The 18,635-nt window shown below is 54.3% G+C and carries 20 protein-coding genes; 2 read left to right on the forward strand and 18 right to left on the reverse strand.

Annotation, left to right across the window (positions count from 1 at the left end; genetic code table 11):
• Positions 1 to 15: 15 nt before the first annotated feature.
• The 3 genes from GXN74_RS07195 to GXN74_RS07205 are packed head-to-tail and all read right to left on the reverse strand — an operon-like array spanning position 16 to position 2,924.
• Positions 16 to 1,311, reverse strand: coding sequence for a TRAP transporter large permease (locus GXN74_RS07195; RefSeq protein ID WP_162370257.1), 1,296 nt, complete (start codon positions 1,309 to 1,311; stop codon positions 16 to 18).
• Positions 1,311 to 1,802 (reverse strand): TRAP transporter small permease, encoded by a 492-nt coding sequence (locus tag GXN74_RS07200; RefSeq protein WP_162370258.1) that lies wholly within the window; start codon positions 1,800 to 1,802, stop codon positions 1,311 to 1,313. Before GXN74_RS07200 ends, GXN74_RS07195 begins: the two co-directional genes overlap by 1 nt.
• A gap of 18 nt (positions 1,803 to 1,820) precedes the next feature.
• Entirely contained in the window at positions 1,821 to 2,924 is a 1,104-nt protein-coding gene (locus tag GXN74_RS07205) for a TRAP transporter substrate-binding protein (protein ID WP_162370259.1), read from the reverse strand.
• A 231-nt stretch (positions 2,925 to 3,155) separates the two neighbouring features.
• On the opposite strand from GXN74_RS07205, the gene GXN74_RS07210 reads away from it, so the two are divergent.
• Positions 3,156 to 3,974 (forward strand): AraC family transcriptional regulator, encoded by an 819-nt coding sequence (locus GXN74_RS07210; protein WP_162370260.1) that lies wholly within the window; start codon positions 3,156 to 3,158, stop codon positions 3,972 to 3,974.
• Between the two features lie 22 nt (positions 3,975 to 3,996).
• On the opposite strand, the gene GXN74_RS07215 is transcribed toward GXN74_RS07210, so the two are convergent.
• The 14 genes from GXN74_RS07215 to GXN74_RS07280 all read right to left on the reverse strand — a co-directional run bounded on the left by GXN74_RS07215 (position 3,997) and on the right by GXN74_RS07280 (position 15,588).
• The gene (locus GXN74_RS07215) at positions 3,997 to 4,302 is read right to left on the reverse strand and encodes a hypothetical protein (RefSeq protein ID WP_162370261.1); all 306 of its coding nucleotides are present in this window, start codon (positions 4,300 to 4,302) and stop codon (positions 3,997 to 3,999) included.
• A complete protein-coding gene (locus GXN74_RS07220) occupies positions 4,268 to 4,744 on the reverse strand; it encodes a YaiI/YqxD family protein (protein WP_162370262.1) in 477 nt (158 codons plus the stop codon). The genes GXN74_RS07215 and GXN74_RS07220 overlap by 35 nt, the downstream gene beginning before the upstream one ends.
• A 221-nt stretch (positions 4,745 to 4,965) precedes the next feature.
• The gene (locus GXN74_RS07225) at positions 4,966 to 5,292 is read right to left on the reverse strand and encodes a hypothetical protein (RefSeq protein ID WP_162370263.1); all 327 of its coding nucleotides are present in this window, start codon (positions 5,290 to 5,292) and stop codon (positions 4,966 to 4,968) included.
• A gap of 55 nt (positions 5,293 to 5,347) precedes the next feature.
• Positions 5,348 to 5,998, reverse strand: a complete 651-nt coding sequence (locus tag GXN74_RS07230) for a hypothetical protein (protein ID WP_162370264.1) — start codon at positions 5,996 to 5,998, stop codon at positions 5,348 to 5,350.
• A gap of 2 nt (positions 5,999 to 6,000) precedes the next feature.
• Complete coding sequence (locus GXN74_RS07235; RefSeq protein ID WP_162370265.1) at positions 6,001 to 6,570, reverse strand: hypothetical protein; 570 nt, start codon at positions 6,568 to 6,570, stop codon at positions 6,001 to 6,003.
• Complete coding sequence (locus tag GXN74_RS07240) at positions 6,560 to 7,471, reverse strand: hypothetical protein (RefSeq protein ID WP_162370266.1); 912 nt, start codon at positions 7,469 to 7,471, stop codon at positions 6,560 to 6,562. The genes GXN74_RS07235 and GXN74_RS07240 overlap by 11 nt, the downstream gene beginning before the upstream one ends.
• Before the next feature lie 76 nt (positions 7,472 to 7,547).
• Positions 7,548 to 7,982 carry a hypothetical protein gene (locus GXN74_RS07245; RefSeq protein ID WP_162370267.1) on the reverse strand — a complete coding sequence of 145 codons (435 nt, stop codon included), beginning with the start codon at positions 7,980 to 7,982 and terminating at the stop codon, positions 7,548 to 7,550.
• Between the two features lie 523 nt (positions 7,983 to 8,505).
• Positions 8,506 to 9,159 carry an SIMPL domain-containing protein gene (locus GXN74_RS07250; RefSeq protein ID WP_162370268.1) on the reverse strand — a complete coding sequence of 218 codons (654 nt, stop codon included), beginning with the start codon at positions 9,157 to 9,159 and terminating at the stop codon, positions 8,506 to 8,508.
• Positions 9,160 to 9,376: 217 nt separating this feature from the next.
• A complete protein-coding gene (locus GXN74_RS07255) occupies positions 9,377 to 10,000 on the reverse strand; it encodes a DUF4878 domain-containing protein (protein ID WP_162370269.1) in 624 nt (207 codons plus the stop codon).
• Positions 10,001 to 10,024: 24 nt separating this feature from the next.
• Positions 10,025 to 12,511, reverse strand: coding sequence for a DEAD/DEAH box helicase family protein (locus GXN74_RS07260; RefSeq protein WP_162370270.1), 2,487 nt, complete (start codon positions 12,509 to 12,511; stop codon positions 10,025 to 10,027).
• Between the two features lie 15 nt (positions 12,512 to 12,526).
• Positions 12,527 to 12,730: a hypothetical protein gene (locus tag GXN74_RS07265; protein WP_162370271.1), complete on the reverse strand. Its 204-nt coding sequence runs from the start codon at positions 12,728 to 12,730 to the stop codon at positions 12,527 to 12,529.
• 78 nt (positions 12,731 to 12,808) lie between these two features.
• Positions 12,809 to 13,456 (reverse strand): hypothetical protein, encoded by a 648-nt coding sequence (locus GXN74_RS07270; RefSeq protein WP_162370272.1) that lies wholly within the window; start codon positions 13,454 to 13,456, stop codon positions 12,809 to 12,811.
• Between the two features lie 7 nt (positions 13,457 to 13,463).
• Positions 13,464 to 15,296: a DUF2075 domain-containing protein gene (locus tag GXN74_RS14730; protein ID WP_162370273.1), complete on the reverse strand. Its 1,833-nt coding sequence runs from the start codon at positions 15,294 to 15,296 to the stop codon at positions 13,464 to 13,466.
• Positions 15,297 to 15,363: 67 nt separating this feature from the next.
• Positions 15,364 to 15,588: a hypothetical protein gene (locus GXN74_RS07280; RefSeq protein WP_162370274.1), complete on the reverse strand. Its 225-nt coding sequence runs from the start codon at positions 15,586 to 15,588 to the stop codon at positions 15,364 to 15,366.
• Between the two features lie 92 nt (positions 15,589 to 15,680).
• On the opposite strand from GXN74_RS07280, the gene GXN74_RS07285 reads away from it, so the two are divergent.
• A complete protein-coding gene (locus tag GXN74_RS07285) occupies positions 15,681 to 16,643 on the forward strand; it encodes a DMT family transporter (protein ID WP_162370275.1) in 963 nt (320 codons plus the stop codon).
• Positions 16,644 to 16,660: 17 nt separating this feature from the next.
• Here the strand turns inward: GXN74_RS07285 and tkt are convergent, their stop codons facing one another.
• A complete protein-coding gene (gene tkt, locus GXN74_RS07290; RefSeq protein WP_425481835.1) occupies positions 16,661 to 18,628 on the reverse strand; it encodes a transketolase in 1,968 nt (655 codons plus the stop codon).
• Between the last annotated feature and the right edge of the window lie 7 nt (positions 18,629 to 18,635).

An 18,635-nucleotide genomic window follows, 5' to 3' on the forward strand; every position in this document is an offset into this window, starting at 1 on the left:
AACTCCAGTATTTTGTCAACCCACCAAATTGGGCAAGGTCATTACGATGGCAGGAACGAAGGTCAGCACCAGCAGGGTGATGCCCATGATGATGAAGAAGGGGATCAGCGTTGCATACATCCGTTCAAGCTTCACACCCGAGACCAGATGTCCGACCATCAAAGCTCCACCGACAGGCGGCGTCATCATGCCGATGGCCAGATTGAAAATCATGATGATGCCGAAATGGACAGGATCCACACCGATGCTCATGGCGATAGGCAGAAAGATGGGCGTCGTGATGATTATAATGGAGCCCATATCCATGATCATGCCGAGCAGAATCAGAATCAAGTTGATGATCAGCAGGATGACAATCTTGTTGTCTGTAAAGTTGTTGATCATGCCTGATAGCATCTGCGGCACGCGCAGGAAGGCAACTACGAAACCGAAGCTCGCTGAAACGCCCATGACCAGCAGAAGACGGGAGACAGTCGTGATGCTCCTTCCCAGCAGGTCCCAGAAACGCTTGGCTGTCATATCCTTGTAGACGAAGGTCGTAACCAGCAGCGCCCAGAGGATGGCGATGGCAGCCGACTCCGTCGCAGTGAAGACGCCGGTCGTTGCCCCCACGATGATGATGACGAGGGTCATCAATCCCCAGAACGAGGAGAAGAAAGTCTTGACAAGCCGTTTCAGGTTGAACGGCGCACCCTTGGGATAACCTCTCTTGATTGCGCATACGTAGGAATAGGCCATGAGCACGATGGCAAGCAGAACGCCTGGCACGATGCCCGCAAGAAACAGCTTGCTGACCGATGCCACACCACCGGCTGCCATGGCGTAGATGATCATGTTGTGGCTCGGCGGAATCATCAGACCCTGCTGGGCACTTGTAATCGTGATGTTAGTTGCGAATTCCTCATCATAGCCCTGCTTCTTCATAATCGGAATCAGCACCGTGCCAAGCGACGAGATATCTGCCAATGGCGATCCCGATATGCCGCCGAAGAAGGTGCTTGCGGCAACATTGACCATAGCCAGGCCGCCCCTTAGCCATCCTACAAGGGTTTCTACGAACTCTATGATCTTTTCCGAGAGGCTGCCATCGGACAGCACCTCACCGGCAATGATGAACAGGGGGATTGCCAGCATGCCATAGGAACGCAGTATGGCAACACCTCTCATGATGATGATCGACAGCGGCAGATCCAGATAGAGCATGGTGCATACCGTGGCGATCAGGATGGAGAAAATGATCTCCATGCGCATGAACAGCAGGAATAGAAACACGCCGAGCAGAATCAGCATGCCTATGGTTTGCGTTTCCATCAGACAGTTCCCTCCCTTCCGTTCCTCCGAACAAGGACCAGGTACAGTTTTTCCAGTTTGATCAGCAGCATGAGGCCGTAACCCGCCGGCATCGCGGCGTAGGCGAATGCTTCAGGGATTTTCAAGCCCATGTAGTTTGTGCCGACAGATTCGGCAGTGGCCACCACAGCATGATACAGCATGACGGCGCAAAGCGCAGTGATGACGACATCATAGACGCGTTCCTGGATTCTCAGGAATCTTTCAGAAACTTTGCCATCAATGACGGTGATTTTTATATGCAGGTCTTTTCTCAGAGCCTCCGCACCGCTCAGCATACCAAGCCACAGCAGGGCAAGCAGCACCAGCTCCTCACCCCACACGGGTGTTTTGCTCAAGAAGTACCGGCTGAAAACGACAACCCACATGACAACGAAGATTACCAGCAGGAGTATCCGGCATATGGTATTCGTTGCCTTGAAAAGCCTGTCCATACCCTTTTCCAGTGACATGTTTTCACCTCCAGGAATTTACTTTAACTTCATTGCACGAATTTCTTCAACAAGATCCATCTGGTCTCCGGCGAACTGCTCATAGAGGGGCTGAACCATCTCGAAAATGGCTTCCTTCTCGCTGTCGCTCAGTGTGATGATCTTGACGCCTTCTTCTTCCAGCTTCACCTTGAGCTCTTCTTCATCCGACTGGTTTTCTTCCCTGTTGTAGTCGCTGGCAACTTTGGCCGCCTCTTTGAAAATGGCTTTTTCCGTGTCGCTCAGGTCGTTCCACAACTTCTCCCCCACCGCCAGGAATCCGCCTGCAAAGATATGGCCGTCTTCCAGGATATAGGGCGCGACCTCATTCAGCAGGCTGGCCGAATAGCCCGAATAGGGGTTTTCAGCTCCATCCACCACGCCTGTGGAAAGGGCGCCGTAGACTTCCGGCCAAGCCATGGGCGTGGCGGATGCACCGAAGCTCTCTACAAGGGCGATATAGATTTCTGAAGGCTGGACCCTGATTTTTCTGCCTGCAAGGTCTTCATAAGAGTCCATTTCCTTGGTTGTAAAGAAATGCCTTGCCCCTTCTTCGATGTAGCTCAGGGCGACCAGACCCCATCCTTGGCTATTGATGTCTTCAAGTATTTCATCCGCCAGGTCGGAATCAGCAAATTTCCAGAAGTGGTCCCGGTTGTCAAACAGATAGGGAAGTCCGAATGCCGCCCCTTTGTCGTAGCCGTAATAGCCAAGCAGCTCAAGTTGTCCCCTTGCAGAATTGATGACACCCGTGGAGTACATATCCTTGATGTGGTTGCCCCCTGTTTCCACTTCGCCGCTAAGGAACTTCACATATTGGATCTTACCACCGCTGAGCTCCTTGACTGTTTCGGCGAATTTTATCTGGGTGCGTCCCATGATGTGGTTCTCTCCCATGCGGTCTCCGAGGGTTAGCTCCCGCTCCTGCACCTCATCCAGATTGTATCCACCCTCTGCCGATGTGGATGAGACAGCCGCCTTCGGCGCCTCTGCCGCCTTGCCGCTTGTGTCGGCTTTGTTTGATGATGCGCTGCAGCCTGCAAGGGTCGCCACACCCAGGATTGCGGCCAGGACCACCGCCGGAATTCTTTTCTTGATGTTCATACATATCCTCCTCTTAATCAGGTCATCAGGTTATATTCATTATATCGTCCACACTTTGTTTCATCCTTGCAAAAGGCATAGAAAAAGTTGCAAATATTGACATTTCCTATACAAACTGTATAATGGCATATAGACTCCATCAACGGTACGGGAAAGGATTGAACAATGGCAAAGCCACAGGAATTCGAATATTTCGGCAAACCACTGCCAAAAATCTCAGCTGAAGGCGGCATGAATCTGTTGTATTTCTGCGATGCCACCCCCGGGAAGCTGCTGTTGCACAGCCACGATTTCATCGAAATGATGCTCATCGTGGATGGCAATGTATCCATCTCCGCTGAGGGCTCCAAGTATTCCGTCAAAAACGGCAATATGGTGATCATACCTCCGGGCCTGCTGCACTGTACGATCATCGAAAAGGACACCACCTTGTATGAGCGCTTCGTGATTCATCTTCAGCCTTCTTTCATCGAAGAGGCTACCCAGCGATTCGGCGTCGACGCCAACAGGCTGCTGGCCCTGGAGTCCCTCTTCTTTCTGGAATGCAACCACGAGGACCGCTGGCGGCTGAGAAGCCTTCTGGAACGCATGGCCTTCGCAGCCGAAAGAGGCGGTAACATCGGTACCGCCCTGCTGGACTGTCAGGCAAGGGAACTGGTCATCACCGTGCTGGACTTGATGGAATCAGGAAAAGTCGAGGAAGAAGGGCTGAAAAGCACAGAGGTTGCCTGCATCATCGACTACATCGACCGTCATTTCAGAAATCCCGATCTGTCCATGGAGGAAATCGTGTCCTGCGTCTGCCTGAGTCCTGCCTACCTCTCCAGGCTTTTCAAGGAATATACCGGCACAAGTGTCTACAACTACCTGATTCAGAAGCGCCTTGAGTTTTCCAAGACACTGATCAAAGAAGGGTTCCTGATTACAGCCGCATGCCTCGACAGCGGGTTTTCCGACTACACCGCCTACTTGAAAGCCTTCAAGAAATCCTACGGCACCACCCCTAAGCGTTTTCAAAAGACAAAAGCACCTGCAAGACAGCTTCCATGACCACTGTCTTGCAGGTGCTTATTCAATTCAGGCCGATTTCCGGCTCGATGGCCACCGGTTTCGGCAGGTGGTCGATATGGTTCATGTTGTAGACGGTCAGCTCTCCCATCGGCTCTGCAGGCGGTTCTCCAAACACGGTGTAGTGGAACATGAGCAGCATGTGCGACTCCCGTCGAGTCAGCGCCGCTCTTGGCATGTCACCATTGATGGTTCCACCAACCATCACCGCTCCCCGTGAAGGAAGCTCTGCGCTGAAACGCTTTGGAAATCGGAGGATCCGCCATGCGTTGATTTCATAGACTTCGGTCTCGAAACGTATCTTCCCCATCCCGGGCCACCTCCTGCAACAGTTTTCTCAAGGCTTTCGCAAAATCCTGGTCCTTGCCCCGATCACGCTTTTTCACCTTCGATTGATAGATGCCCCTTCTTCTCAACTCTCTGTTCACATGCCTGCCCAGAAGCATGCCGTCGATCTTGGAGTCATCCATCACCAGTCCGTTCTGGTTTATGGGAATGGCCCCTCTGCCCAGGCACATGGCAGCCAGTCCGTAGTCCTGGGTGACCACGACGTCCCCCTTCGCAAGATGGTTTACGATGTAGAAGTCGGCACTGTCCTGGCTCAGGTCGACCGTCACCACTTCCGCATAATCGTCCCGGATCAGGTGGGCGTAATTCTTTACAACGGTTATGGGCATCTGGAACTCCTTGGCCAGTTCGATTGCCACTTTCACAACGGGACAGCCGTCCGCGTCAACATAGATCCTGTGCATTCCGATTCTCCTCATGTCCTGTTTTCTGCACCGCGGCACGGCATCCACCAACCGATTCGCCACCTGCAAGCCGTACCAGTCTCCCCCCCTGGATATTCTTGTGTGGCGGAGCCACGGTTCCGATGGTTTGGGGGCCACCCTCTTGCTCTTGTGCACCGCCTTCGTTGCTTCCAGCGCCGCAAGCTTCCCGGACAATTCCTTGTTGATGATGGATTCGAAAACTAATTGTCGGATCGGCTGAGCCAGGCTTCTAGCATTACACCATACACAATCCCAGCCGCAAAGCTTATGTGATCTTGAAATCCTGTTGAACTGTAAAATGCAAAGGAAACCAATGCCCCTAGCAATGCTCCCCGCAGCAATGCCTTGCTTCTTCCTTTTTCAATCCAGGGAGCGCCTACAACGAGCCCGATGATCACACGGTTATACCACAGTGAAAACACGAAACCTGGTGAAGCGGTAAAACCGGATCGAATGTACGCACCAACCACACAAACAATCCCCAGCAATGCCCCACCAATGAGGGCTTCCATCATTCTCTTTTTCATATCTCTACACCTCCAGACCAATTCAAATCCATGGATTTCATCCATATGATGCAACTTAATCATTTTTCTCAATTTCATGTGACAAAAACACTACATCTCCAGTTGTTTGATTCACATAATACTTGAAATATTCGGTTTGTAAAACTGTAAGTCCAGAATAATCACCGGAAACAATGTTTTCTTTTATTTTTGGCATATCCTCCATAGAAGGTGTTTCATCGCCAAAGTTGCAATAATCCATTGTTATTTCGTGAACTGTACGGTCATTTTCAATATGTGCATTGTATTCTTTTAATACATAGATAGGCTTATGCTTAATGCTTTGTGGGATAGCCGTATACATCCCGCCATCGTAATCCCAGCACTTTCGCATAGAAGCATGCGTAATGTTTCCGACTTCAAAATGACTGTGGACCACCTGATCAATATAATCACGAGTCATTGTTCCTTTATCGTCTCCCCAATTCCCTAAGTTCACTGCAAAGGCGTAAAAAAGGTATTCGCTACTACTTGTTGGAGGATTTCCTTCATCAAAAACAGGAATATAATCCAAGCGATTTTCAATGGCAAAATCAAAATATGTTCCACGCAAATCCTCTATGATCGAATGGTCATTCGCCCATATATGACTTATATCCGACTCATTTGTACATCCTGAGAAAAAAAGCAATGCTGCAAAAATAATAATTGATGTTTTTTTATACATAATCAACTCCCCTTTGTCTCATCAATAATCAATAGTTTCTTCACATAATTCAGATTGACGAGCAGCCTTGCGTGCATAATAATGCTTACTGCCAACAGCGCAACCATATAGGTGCCACTGCCATCTTTAGGCATATTCAGCGAAAAACTCATTGCGATCAGGGACAATCCTTGTATCACCGCAAATCTTTTGTTTTCATTGCCGAATCTATTGGACAATGAGATTTCTTCCAGTATCATCATATGCGTTGTCATGCCATGATAGATGCAAACCACTAGCAACAGCCCGCTAAGTCCGCCGAAAATAGTCACAGCATAACTTATAAAGGCACTCAAATGAACCAATCCAAAGGTTCCCTTAACAATTTCAAAAGCAGCACCTATAGCCAATACGATTGACAATCCTCTGGCAACTCTAAAAGACGGGATCTTAGTATTAGAACGAAGTTCCCCAAGTCCCGACCAAACCAATAGGTAGCCGACCACATCCGGCAATATGTCAAAACTTCCAATATTTATATCTAACATCACCAGCAGGAAACCACTGAAAAGATGTTTATAGCTATTGTTCATTTTGAGTCCTCCAAAATTCTACATACTCTTCAACTGAAGTCTCATCCATCCCTGTACCATAAAAAGGGTAGTAAATCCAAGAATCATACGATTCACCGTTTTTTTCATAGGTCATTTCCATAGAAATCATATTGAATCGCCATTGACTTGCAAGGTCAGGGTCCACAGCAGTACATGCCATTTGAAAATTTCTGTTAATCAATATGGGCTCTGTTCGATTAATCAGTTCATCATACGTATAAACCTCATCAGAATCCACAGTAAGTTCCATATCTAGTGCATCCTGATGCTGTTCAAAGGTCGACAGGTCCAGTGATGTCATGAGGATTGGTTTCTCTGTCTTGAAATCAACAGTGAAATGGTCATTGCTCCCTCCACCACCTTCTCTTAACCTGCATTCATCCCAGTGTTCCATGGTATGAATGGTAATGCGACCTAACGAAACCGGCAAGGCTGTACCATCACTCATCATTGCGGTGCCTGTTCCTAAAGTCACGCTGCCCTTTTCTTTCAATCGGTCAATATCGGCTTCTGTCAAATGCAACTCAATATACCCGCTTTTCAACGTATAATATCTGCCAACAATATCGTTAAAGGGATTATCATTTGTATCGTTCGAAAAACCGCCTCCGTCGAAGTAACCGGTTTGACTTACCAACTGTACTGTTTCTAATCCATCAAAGCTAAGTGATTCAAGCCGCCTTGTATCACTGTTATTGGTAATATAAGAGATGGTCAACGTTTCATCATACGTCTCACTGTAGACAATCTCATCGTTGATTGCCGTAAACAGTGGCTCAGGTATGACCTGGATTGAAGCATAGATCATATTGCATGCTGCGGTTAGCACAACAATCACGGCAATAATAATGCTGTATAGCTTAAGTGTTTTATCTGTCATATCTTACACACCCTTTTCTTCAGAATAGCACCATAGGGATGACTTTCATCCGTGAAAATCAATCGGAAATTAGGTGTCATGCCTTTGCAGCGGGGCCAGATCCTCTTCCCAATAGATAGGCAAATATTGTTGGAAGCAAAACAATGACAGTGGTAATCATCGGTTCGGCCATCAGCGAAATCGAACGAAAATAGCGACTTATTCCATACATTGGCAACCATACAACAACATATGTCATATATCCCATCAAAAGGAATCCCTCTGTATAATAGTTTAGTGAAATGATTGTCAGCCCAAAAAGCCAGAAGAAAATAGCGAAGATCAGGAATTTTCTTCTGCCGGCTTTTCCATAATAATAGGATGCAGCAAGCCAAAATATGATGCAAGCCACACTCAAAAGGGTTTGCAACGCATCCGGCATCCCCCCCTTAATATAGTGCAAAAATCCTCTGATAAGAGAAAGGGTACTTATTAAGGCTAACGCTAAAACGCTTATCATCTCTTTCTTCATTTGTTTGCCTTTCTCAATTGCTTGATGGCCCACTGGATTGCCCTCAGCACTTTCCCGGACCCTTTACCTAATTTCTCATGTTTGCATTTATGATTTCCGCCTCATTTTCGCAACTCTCACCGCATCCATTCATCAAAACTTCATCTGAATCAACAGAAAAATCATTAGGTGTCATGCTTTTGTAACGGGGCCAGACCCTTTTGCTGAGGAGGGGCCCTTTACTGTGGCCGTGCGAAAGATGCAAAGCCCCGACGAAGCTTGTTCATAATGCGTTAGTAGCAGGGGCAGCCTACCCACAGCCACTGTGGTTTTTCCGCTCCCTGCAACGCCCCGGACGAGTATCTGCCCGTTGGGCTCCGCCTCTACAATCCTTTTCTGGTCAACATTCAGAAACATACTCTTCCCTCCGTTCATTCATACTCTCTCTATTGTCTTGTCAACGCCCTCGCCTCCCCAACAACCTCACCCTTAATCTTATCCAATTTGTGCATGTATCAGCCCTTTGACAGACGGATTCCAAAGGTCATTTTATCTCCCATACAAAGGATACCGAATCTTGGACATCAATGTCCTCCGGCTCGATGTCCGGAGCAAAGGATTCCGACTTCGACATGCAACTCTCTGCCACATGATACCTCATCTGCGAGTAAAGATGCAGTTCTCCCCAATCATAATTGATGCTGACAAGATCGCCAAGGGCTGCCCCGGAAGCTGCCACAAGAATCTCCGCCTTCCGCTTCGCGTTCTCGGTCGCGTCGACCAGAAGCCGCTCACTGACGGCAGCCTTGTTTTTGACAGAGAATTGTATGTTCAACTTCGGGTATACAGTTGCCCTTGCAATTGCAGCCAACACCTTCGCCATGATTTCCGTGTTGAACTCAAATTCCAGTTTCAATCCTTGCTCACAAATATATCCGCAGAATCTGCTCTTATAGTTCTGCTCCTTGTCCCGATAGTTTTCGTAATTGGTCCCGATGTTGAAGCTCGTCGTTTTCAAATCTTGTTTGTCGAAGCCTACCGATTGGACTGCCGCTTGAACGACTGCTATGGAATTAGCAGCAAGTGCCATGGTTTTCTCATACTCATCTGCAGTGGACTCCAGTTCCATGGTGATGACAATCAGGTCTGGCTTGATGCTTATCTTCCCTATCCCCTTTACTGTGATCAGACGCTCCATCCCAATTCCTCCCTTATAGAATTAAAATACTGCCGAAGTCCCCATCTCCCATCATGCCCTTTTAATCAATCTAGCCAATACGATTATCGGCAGCGCCACGATATACAACAACACCTTGAACATCCCCTACACCTCCTTTCGGAATCGAAACCTTCCCTCTGCTTTAACCCAATCGCATACACCTCATTCGCACCGTCTTCCCCCACCATGATGGAGCCTACTGCAGTCCAGCGGTCTCGTCCTCTCCCCAATCTGCAAAGTCCTCCACCACCTTCGCCAGGTCCCCCAGGATGGCATTCTGTAACTCCTCGTCCGCATCCACCTTCCATTGCTTGTCGACCTTCTTCATTTTCATGTCGACCGTGTTGGTGACCGTCTTGTCCTTGTTCTCTTCCATCATCCGCACCAGCATGTCGGTCAATTCCTTCTCCATCGCCTCCTCGTCCATTTCTTCCGAAAACGCATTGGCAAATGCAAGCCCGAACGCCTCTTTGATGTACTCGCCCATCACATTCTTCATGTCGATGTTTGTGATTTCCACCTTGACGGTCGCCTCGGCCCCGTCCTCCTTAGACTCCAGAATCGCATACGTCATTCCGTTCAGCATGAGCTTGATGAACTCTTCGCTTTGGGTGGCATCCTCCTCGTCGGCGGCTTCCTCATCCGAAATCTCCATGAGCTCTTCGTAGCTGACATACTTGGATATCGCCTCCTTGTCGGCCGCTTTCACCGCCTCCAGGAACTCCTTCGCCGCATCTTCCGCACGCACCCCGAACAGGCCGCACCCCGTCAATCCCGCAACCATGATGAACGCCAACACCAACGCCGATATCTTTTTCATTCTCCAGTCCCCCCTCTTCTCTCCTCAAATTTCGTTCCCTTCCCACTTCTCCACCCGCGTGTTCAGGAAGTCGCTCCTCCTGAACCGGATCACATCCAGCACCTGGTCCGTAAAAACCGGGTTCCCCAAATCCTCCTCCATCTCCACCCGGATCCGCATCCGCTTCCCTTCCAGGACGAAAATGTCCGAATGGGTCTTCGTCAGGAAGTGGACAGGATTGTCGTAGGCCAGCTTCCCGTACCGGTCGTCCCCCCAGCTCCTGAAGTCCCTGCCCGACTTGTTCCTGAGCAGGTCCCTGGCGTTCTGCGGGTCCTGGTAGAATTCCCTGAAGGAAGCTATGAGCTCTTCCGGCCCCACCTCCCTCCGGAAGTCCCCCTGGTTGTGGAAGGCCAGGAACACCGGCAGCTTGTAGAGCTGGGACATGTTTGTCTGCTCCAGCATGCGGATGAACCGGATCCCCTCCGGGGAGATGCCCGGATTCCCGGCGAACCCGATGTAATCCCTGAACGGGTTCATCCTGGTGGCCTTCACCGACCGGTAGAACTCCGTGTCCATGGACTCGTAGAATTCCATCCTGGAGGGCGTACGGCCCAGCTCCTCCGCCAACACGTCGAAGCTCTCCCGGATCTGATCCCGGACCTTGACCTTCTGCGTGAGCATCCTGTCCAACAGGTCCACCACCTGGAACTCGAACTCCACCCGGCAGTCCGCCGGCAGGAACCCGTCCTCCTCCAGCTCCTTCCGGATCGTATCCAAAACCCTTCGGCTCCCTCCCGGCCGTTTCCTCCCCAGCAGGAAGGGGATCATGGACACCTTCTTGAAGTTGCCGATGAAGTCCAGGATGCGGACACGCTCTTTCCCTTCCGCCTTCCTAAGCCCCCTCCCCAGCTGCTGCAGGAAGACCACCGGGGACTCCGTGGGCCGCAGGAAGAGCAGCAGGTCCAGTTCCGGAATGTCCACCCCTTCGTTGAAGATGTCCACGGAGAAGATGACCTCCACCTCCCCGTTCTTTAGTCCCTCCACCGCAGCCTTCCTGTCCAGGACGAAGGGGCCTCCCTGTCCGGAATGGACCGCCGCGGCCTTGACGCCCCGGCTGTTGAAATAGGCCGCCAGACCGTCCGCATGCCGGATGCTGACGCAGAAACCAAGTCCCTTGTGTCCCCGCCACTTCTGGAAGTGCTCGAACACCAGCGCGTGCCGCTTCCCGATGTTCAGCCCCGCCTCCAGTTCCTTCTCCACATATTTCCCGCCCAGCCAGGTGATGTTGTCGTAGTTCACGGTATAGTCGTGGATTCCGTAATAGGAAAAGGGACAGAGCCAGTCCCGGTTGATGGCCGTGAACAGGTCCGCCTCGTAGACCAGGTTGTAGTCGTACAGCCCGTGGATGTCCTTCTGGTCGTTCCGGAAAGGGGTCGCCGTGATGCCCAACAGGAACTCCGGCCGGAAATGCTCCAGGATCCTGCGGTAGCTGTCCGCCGCCGCATGGTGGAACTCGTCCACCACAATGTAGGCGAAGTCGCCGGAACCGAACCTCTCCAGCCGCCCCTGCCTTGCCATCGTCTGGATGGAAGCAAACAGCACCCGGGAGGGATTCCCCTCCTCCGGTTCCTGTCCGTCGTACAGCTTCCCCATTCCCTCCAGTCCCAGCACCTTCCCGAAGGTCTCGTGGGCCTGGTTCAGGATCTCCTCCCGGTGGGCTAGGAAGAGGATCCCCTTCGTCCTCCCCTCTCCTTTTTCCTCCCGGAACTGCTTGTAGTCGAAGGCCGCAAGGAAGGTCTTCCCCAGCCCCGTGGCCGCCACCACCAGGGCCTTCCCGCTCCCTTCCATCCTTGTCTTGCGGAGTTCGATGAGGGCCTCCAGCTGGGGATCGTTGGGGCTCCACATCCCATCAGCCGCCTGATCCCACGAAGGCACCCCTTCCGGGTAAACCACCGCAGGCCGTTTGTACTTCCTATAGTGGGCGTTGGTCCTGGAACCAGACCTCTCCCGCTCCACATAATTGTCCCGGTACTCCTTCAGGACCTGGTCCGACAATTCCATGGACTCTTCCCTGTAGAGATGGTCGAACCGCCCCGTGAAGGCTGCGAAGGCCTCCGGGTCCGTCTCCCGCAGGATCCGGTAGTTCCATTCCACCCCGTCCGTCAGGGCGGAGTTGGACACGTTGGAGGAGCCCACATAGACACATCCACCGTCTCCTGCATGAAAGATATAGGCCTTGGGATGGAAACTGCCCGCAGGACCGTTGTACAGCCGGACCTCCCCCCGTTCGCCCACCAGCTCCTTCAGCATGGCCAGGGCTGTCGGGTCGCTCACGTCCATATAGGTGCTGGTCAGGACCCGCACGGGTACCCCCCGCCGGACCGCAGCGCCGATTTCGGCAGACAGCAGACGGACGCCTCCCTTCATCACGAAGGAGACGATGATGTCGATTCGATCTGCTGTTTTGAATCGGCTCTGCAACTCCGGAAACAAAGGATTTGTCTGGCCGTAGATAAGGTTTCTACTGGTCATTTGTTTCTACCGCCTTCACTTGAACAATTTCTTCAGCATCCCGAACACATCGAAGCTCGTCCTGTTGTACACCTTGTTGTAGGCGTACTTCTTCGGGTTCCGCATCCACCCCAACCCACGGGGCATCTTCAACCCCAGCCGATGGACCGCCTGCCGCTTCACACTTGTCCGCGCCCCAATCCGCTTGCCGAGGCTTGGCATCCTTGGTCCCAACTTCATATCTGATTCCTCCCTTGCCGATTCTACAGCACATGGCTGCTGCATTTTGGGGCCAGGCCCTAAAGCCCTTCGCTCCTCCTACCAACTATACGTGAGCATCGTCCCGTCCCTGCCCTCATCATCCACATACTCCTCCTGCGTGACGATGATCCCATGACCCGAACAGATTTCCCTGATGACCTTCAACCGCTCCTCCGCGGAACCAACCAGCGCCCTGCCCAGCTGATCCTTCCGCTCCAGGTCTCCGCTCCTGTGGTACTCCAGGTACCTGCCGTACATCTCCATGTCGAACTTCCGCAGCGGTTCCGCATATTCAAGAGCCATCCCCTCCAATCCTTCCCTTGCACGGGCCAGCGAATCCATCGCCTGATAATCCACTTCCCATGCCAGATCATTGATCTTCGTGATTTCGTGCACCACATCCGTCCTGAAATCCAAAGACGTCTTCGCCCTGAATCCGATCACCGCACTGTTGAAGCGGCTCCACTTCTCCAAAGGAACCCCCGCCTGCATCACCATGTTGGGGGCATAGGCAATCAAGAGTTGCACCGCCAGGAAGACGGCGATGGCCACAACCACAACATGCCGGACCCCCAGCCAGTTGATGCCCGGACTGCAGCTCCTGCGCAGCCTCTTCAACGCGCTGCGTTGCCTTCGCGCGGCACGTTCCTTTTTTCTCTTGAATCGCTTCAGCTCGTTTTCATGAAAACCGGATGCAAACCTCAAGTCTTACTTACCCCCCAAACACCACCGCAATCCGTTCCTTCCCCCCGCTCATCCGCTTCACCACCGCCTTGGGCCGGATCTTCATGATCCCGATGTCCACCACCAGCCCCTCCACCCCCGGGGCGTAGCCCCGGATCTGCGGTGTCCCGTTGAAGCGGGCCTCCAGCTCCCGGTCCAGCTCCAACTCCCTGTTCCCGGCCACCTCCCGGACCTCCTGGAGGAACTGTTGCTCCTGGTGGATGTCGCAGAAATAATGGCTGCCGTCCATGGGCTTCACCTGGAAGTCCTGGATCCGGATTGTCTTCTCACCCACATAACCCCCTGCCGCATCCGAGGCGAAATCCCCCAGCAGCAGCTTCCTCAAAGTCGTCTTCTTCCTCCGGTAGAAGCGGTTCTCCTCCAACTCCTGCACCACCTTCAGCCGCTGCTTCAGATGCTCCCGGGTGGCCGGATCCACGCTGTACACGTAGACCCCCTTCATCCCCCGGGTCATCAGGGTCTTGTAGGTGTTCTGCGCCAGCCGCAGGAACTTGTCCCGGCTGTTGGCCCCGATCTTCCTGTCATGGCACTTCTTCACATCCGCGGTCCATCCGCCCCTCTCCGGGTCGTAGGTGAACTCCTCCCCGATGATCACCCCCACATAGTCGAACTCCAGCCCCTGGCAGGTGTGGATGCACCCCACCTGGTTGATCCCGTCCGGATTCACGGCCCAGTCCCCCCCATTGGCGGGAATCCCCTTCCCCCGCCGGGTCTTGTAGGAATCCTGGGGATTCCAAGGCATCCCGAATACCCGCTTCCCGTCCTCGAAGATCTCCACGTCCTTCACCAGGTTCCCGTCCATCTCCAGCTCCTTGCTCCAAGGCCAGGCGTAACCCGCCACCATCCGGGCGTCATAGCCCTCCTCCTGCCTCTCCTGGAGGATGCGCAGCATCTCGTTGGGGTCCTCCAGGATCCTGAACTCCAGGCCGTCCATATTCTCCCAGCCGCTGGCATTGGCCGTCTCCCGGATCCCCAGCACGTCGTCGATCCAGTTCAGGTATCCTTGGGACCCCGCGCAGCGGAACTGGGCCTCCAGCTCGTACTCGTAGACCGTGCAGCCCAGGGCCTTTGCCCGCTCCTTCACATGGTCGTAGGAACCGATGTCGGAAGGCCGGATCATCTGGTTGTCGTCCGTAAAGAAAACGGACAGCCAGGTCTTGTCGATGATTTCCTCCACCAGGCTTTTCCCAAGCTTTCTCTGCATGGGCGGCGGCGACAGGCTGATCCTGTGGGCCTCGTCCACGATGGCCGTCTGGAAGCTCTCCCCCGAAAGGGTCAGCTCCTTGTTGTAGAAGTAGGGGTGTTTGAAAACCCTCCTGGCCCGCTCCGGATCCAGCCTGGCCGCCATGCCGTTCCTGAAGGCCGCGTTGGGCGCCAGATAGATGCACTCCTTCCCCTCCTGCAGGATCTTCCCCAGCAGGTTCAGTCCCACCACAGACTTCCCCGTCCCCGGGCCGCCCTTCACCAGCACCACATACCGGCCGTCGCTGCCGTCCAGCGCCTTCTCCCGGACCAGCTGCATCACCCGGTCGTAGACCACCAGCTGCTGCTCCATCAGGATGAACTCCGCCTTGGCGTCCAGTATGGAATTGATGTGCCGGATCAGCTTCCTGCTGGGCCTGGGGATGGAGGTCTGGATATGATCCAGGATCTCCATCCCCTCCCCTTTGTCCACGTGGTTCCGGATGTACTGCCAGATCCGCCCCGTGTCCCCCTCCGTAAAAAGAGGGCTCTCCTGGAGATAAGGCTGGAACTTCATGTCCAGCAGCAGGTTCCCCTCCTCCCCCCTTCCCCACGCCAAAACGGGCCTATGCCCTCCCGGACACAAACCCTGCTCTCCGCCGGCAACCCCGGCACCTCTTCTATTCTCAACCCTTGAGGAATTCCTGACCTGTATCTCCATACTCCGGTCCCCCTATAGCCCCATCATTTTGCTGCACTTTTCTCTCTCTATCCCCCGCGGCCACTCCCGGTCCCCTTCCGGAACACCGCCGGTTGTTTTTTCTTCTACCCATTATAGCACAACTTCCCCGATTTGCCCCCGAAAAAATAGAAAATTCCCCCGTTTTTCCCTGATTATTCCTTATTTTCACGCAGTCTCCCCGTTTGCAAAATCTCCGGTTCCATTGTATGATAGAGGGAGCACCCCAAATTTGTCCGACAACAGACCAAATGGAGCCATACAATGTCTAAAAAAAACCTGAACCTCATCCTCCAGGCCGGATTCTGCGCCCTCCTCTGGGCCACAGCCATCCCCACCCTGAAGTTCACCTACGCCGCCCTGCAGATGCCGGCGGACGACTTCTTCAACCGGATGGTCCTGGCGGGGATGCGCTTCTTCCTCTCTGGGGTCCTGCTGGTCCTGTTCCACATGTACAAGACCCGCAAGGCCCCCCGGGTGGACAAAAGCCTCCTGCGCCAGATCCTCCTCTTCGGCATCCTGAACACCACCCTCCAGTACCTGTTCTTCTACATGGGGACCGCCAACACCGGAGCCATCAAGGCCGTCCTCCTGGACACCTCCAAGCCCCTGTTCGTGGTGGTCCTGGCCCACTACTTCACCAAGGGGGACCGGCTCTCCTGGAACAAGGTCCTGGGCCTTGCCTTGGGCTTCGCCGGCATCCTGGTGGCCAACCTGGAGGGCATCGGGGCGGGAGGCCTCAGCCTCTCCTCCACCTGGATCGGGGAAGGCTCCCTGATCGCCTCCTCCCTGGCCAACGCCGTGGCGGTGATCTACGGCAAACATCTCATGGGCCGGGTCTCCTCGGTGGTCATGAACATGTACCAGTTCCTGCTGGGGGCCCTCCTCCTGCTGGTCATCGGCCTGGCGGGGGCCGGGGGCTTCCACCTGCAGATGACCGGCCCCGCCGTCCTGCTGCTCACCTACTCCGCCCTCCTGTCGGCGGTGGCCTTCGTGGTCTGGTACAAGCTGATCCACACCTACGGGGCCTCCCGGGTGGCCATCTACGTCTTCCTGATCCCCGTCTTCGGGTCCATCCTCTCCTCCCTCCTTTTTCCGGAGGAGAACCTCACGGCCCACATCCTGCTCAGCCTCCTACTGGTCAGCGCCGGGGTGGTCCTGGTCAACAAGCCCCCGAAAAAGGGGCACGAAAAAGGGACCAGCCCCGTCCCCGAAGGGCAGGCCTGATCCCGCTGGCATCCTTCCTACAGGATGCCTTTTGCTTGTGCCACAATGTTTTCCACCGTGAATCCGTACTCCTTGAACAGGATCCCCGCCGGCCCGGAAGCTCCAAAGCCGTCCATCGTGATGGTTTTGCCTTTCCCGCCGGCGATTTTATGCCACCCGAAGGAACTGCCGGCCTCGATCACAATCCTTTTCTCCAGGCTGCCGGGAAGGACCTCTTCCCTGTATTCTTCCGGCTGCTTTTCGAAAAGTTCCAGGGAGGGCATGCTCACCACCCGGACGCCATGTCCTTCCCGGTGGAGCTGTTCCGCCGCCTCCATGGCCAGGCTGACTTCCGAGCCTGAGGCGATGATGGCCAAATCGGGAGTGCCCCATTGGCCCAGGACGTAGGCGCCTTTCAGGGCGCCGATGCCGCTTCCTTCCAGCTCCGGCAGGTTCTGCCTTGTCAGGACGATGCTGGTGGGCCCCCCGGTCTGTCCGACCGCATGGATCCAGGCCGCAACCGTTTCCTTCCCATCGGCGGGCCTGAAGACGGTCATATTGGGGATGCACCGCAAGGACGCCAGCTGCTCCACCGGCTGGTGGGTCGGTCCGTCTTCCCCCACCCCGATGCTGTCATGGGTCAGCACATAGGTCACGGGGAGACCCATCAGGGCCGCCAGCCGCATGGAGGGGCGCATGTAGTCGCAGAAGACGAAGAAGGTGGCCCCATAGACCTGCAGTCCCCCGTGGAGGGCCATGCCGTTCAGGATGCCCGCCATGCCGTGTTCCCGGACCCCGAAGTGGAGGTTCGACCCTCCGAAGGCGCCGGGCAGGTAATCCCCCCTGTTTTTCATGAGGGTTTTCGTGGAAGGGGCCAGATCCGCAGATCCGCCGATCAGATTCGGGATGTAATCCGCCAATCTGTTGATCACCGCTTCCGACCGGCTCCTGGTGGCGACGGAGCCTTCGAACTCCCATAGCTGGGGATTGTCCAGCAGCGCCCGGATGTCCACCGGTCCATGCCATTTCTCCCATTCCTTTGCAAGTTCCGGATGCGCCTCGGCATACGCCTCGAACAAGGCCTGCCAAGCCGCCCGCCGGTCCGTTTTGGACCGGACCGGTCCGTCCAGATGGGCGCGCACTTCCGGCAGGACCTCGAAATCGGGAAGCGCTTCCATGCCGAAGTCCTTCTTCATCTGCGTCACATTGCATTCCCCCAAAGGCTCCCCATGGGCGGAAGCTTTTCCCTCCTTGGCTTTGCAGCCCGCACCGATCCGGGTCCGGATTTCTATCAGCGACGGCTGCTCCTGGTTTTCCTTCGTCTGCCCGATGGCCCGGTCGATGGCCTCCAGGTCATCGCCGTCCTCCACCAGGAGGTATTGGAAGCCATAGGCTTCATACCGCTTGCCCACATCTTCCCGGAAGGCGATGTCCGTATCCCCTTCGATGGTGATCTTGTTGGAGTCGTAGAGTACAATCAGTTTGCCAAGCCCCAAGGTTCCCGCAAGGGAAGCCGCTTCGGACGCCACACCCTCCATCATGCACCCGTCCCCGGAGAGCACAAAGGTATGGTGGTCCACGACGGGGTATCCCGGCCGGTTGAACTTCGCGGCCAGATGGCGTTCCGCCATGGCCATCCCCACACCATTGGCGATTCCTTGCCCCAAAGGGCCTGTGGTCGCTTCGACCCCCTCCGTATGGCCGTACTCGGGATGTCCCGGAGTCTTGCTTCCGAATTGCCTGAAATCCTTCAGGTCCTGCCGGTTCAGCCCATAGCCGTACAGATGCAGCAGCGCATACAGCAGCGGGGACCCATGACCGGCGGACAATACGAACCGGTCCCTGTTTGGCCACAGGGTGTCCTTTGGATCGAACTGCAGATGCCTGGACCACAGGATGTGGGCCATGGGCGCCGCCCCCAAGGGCAGCCCGGGGTGGCCCGACTTGGCCTGCTCCACCATTTGGGCGGACAACAGGCGGATGTTTGCTATTGTTTTTTGCTCCATGCTTCCT

It is taken from the genome of Anaerotalea alkaliphila, assembly GCF_010179735.1.
GTDB classification, from domain to species: Bacteria; Bacillota; Clostridia; order Lachnospirales; family Vallitaleaceae; genus Anaerotalea; species Anaerotalea alkaliphila.

Coding starts and splice junctions, on each gene's coding strand:
- GXN74_RS07195 (WP_162370257.1), bottom strand. CDS start 1,311: ATGGAAACGCAAACCATAGGCATGCTGATTCTGCTCGGCGTGTTTCTA.
- GXN74_RS07200 (WP_162370258.1), bottom strand. CDS start 1,802: ATGTCACTGGAAAAGGGTATGGACAGGCTTTTCAAGGCAACGAATACC.
- GXN74_RS07205 (WP_162370259.1), bottom strand. CDS start 2,924: ATGAACATCAAGAAAAGAATTCCGGCGGTGGTCCTGGCCGCAATCCTG.
- GXN74_RS07210 (WP_162370260.1), top strand. CDS start 3,156: ATGAATCTGTTGTATTTCTGCGATGCCACCCCCGGGAAGCTGCTGTTG.
- GXN74_RS07215 (WP_162370261.1), bottom strand. CDS start 4,302: ATGGGGAAGATACGTTTCGAGACCGAAGTCTATGAAATCAACGCATGG.
- GXN74_RS07220 (WP_162370262.1), bottom strand. CDS start 4,744: ATGCACAGGATCTATGTTGACGCGGACGGCTGTCCCGTTGTGAAAGTG.
- GXN74_RS07225 (WP_162370263.1), bottom strand. CDS start 5,292: ATGAAAAAGAGAATGATGGAAGCCCTCATTGGTGGGGCATTGCTGGGG.
- GXN74_RS07230 (WP_162370264.1), bottom strand. CDS start 5,998: ATGTATAAAAAAACATCAATTATTATTTTTGCAGCATTGCTTTTTTTC.
- GXN74_RS07235 (WP_162370265.1), bottom strand. CDS start 6,570: ATGAACAATAGCTATAAACATCTTTTCAGTGGTTTCCTGCTGGTGATG.
- GXN74_RS07240 (WP_162370266.1), bottom strand. CDS start 7,471: ATGACAGATAAAACACTTAAGCTATACAGCATTATTATTGCCGTGATT.
- GXN74_RS07245 (WP_162370267.1), bottom strand. CDS start 7,982: ATGAAGAAAGAGATGATAAGCGTTTTAGCGTTAGCCTTAATAAGTACC.
- GXN74_RS07250 (WP_162370268.1), bottom strand. CDS start 9,159: ATGGAGCGTCTGATCACAGTAAAGGGGATAGGGAAGATAAGCATCAAG.
- GXN74_RS07255 (WP_162370269.1), bottom strand. CDS start 10,000: ATGAAAAAGATATCGGCGTTGGTGTTGGCGTTCATCATGGTTGCGGGA.
- GXN74_RS07260 (WP_162370270.1), bottom strand. CDS start 12,511: ATGACCAGTAGAAACCTTATCTACGGCCAGACAAATCCTTTGTTTCCG.
- GXN74_RS07265 (WP_162370271.1), bottom strand. CDS start 12,730: ATGAAGTTGGGACCAAGGATGCCAAGCCTCGGCAAGCGGATTGGGGCG.
- GXN74_RS07285 (WP_162370275.1), top strand. CDS start 15,681: ATGTCTAAAAAAAACCTGAACCTCATCCTCCAGGCCGGATTCTGCGCC.
- tkt (WP_425481835.1), bottom strand. CDS start 18,628: ATGGAGCAAAAAACAATAGCAAACATCCGCCTGTTGTCCGCCCAAATG.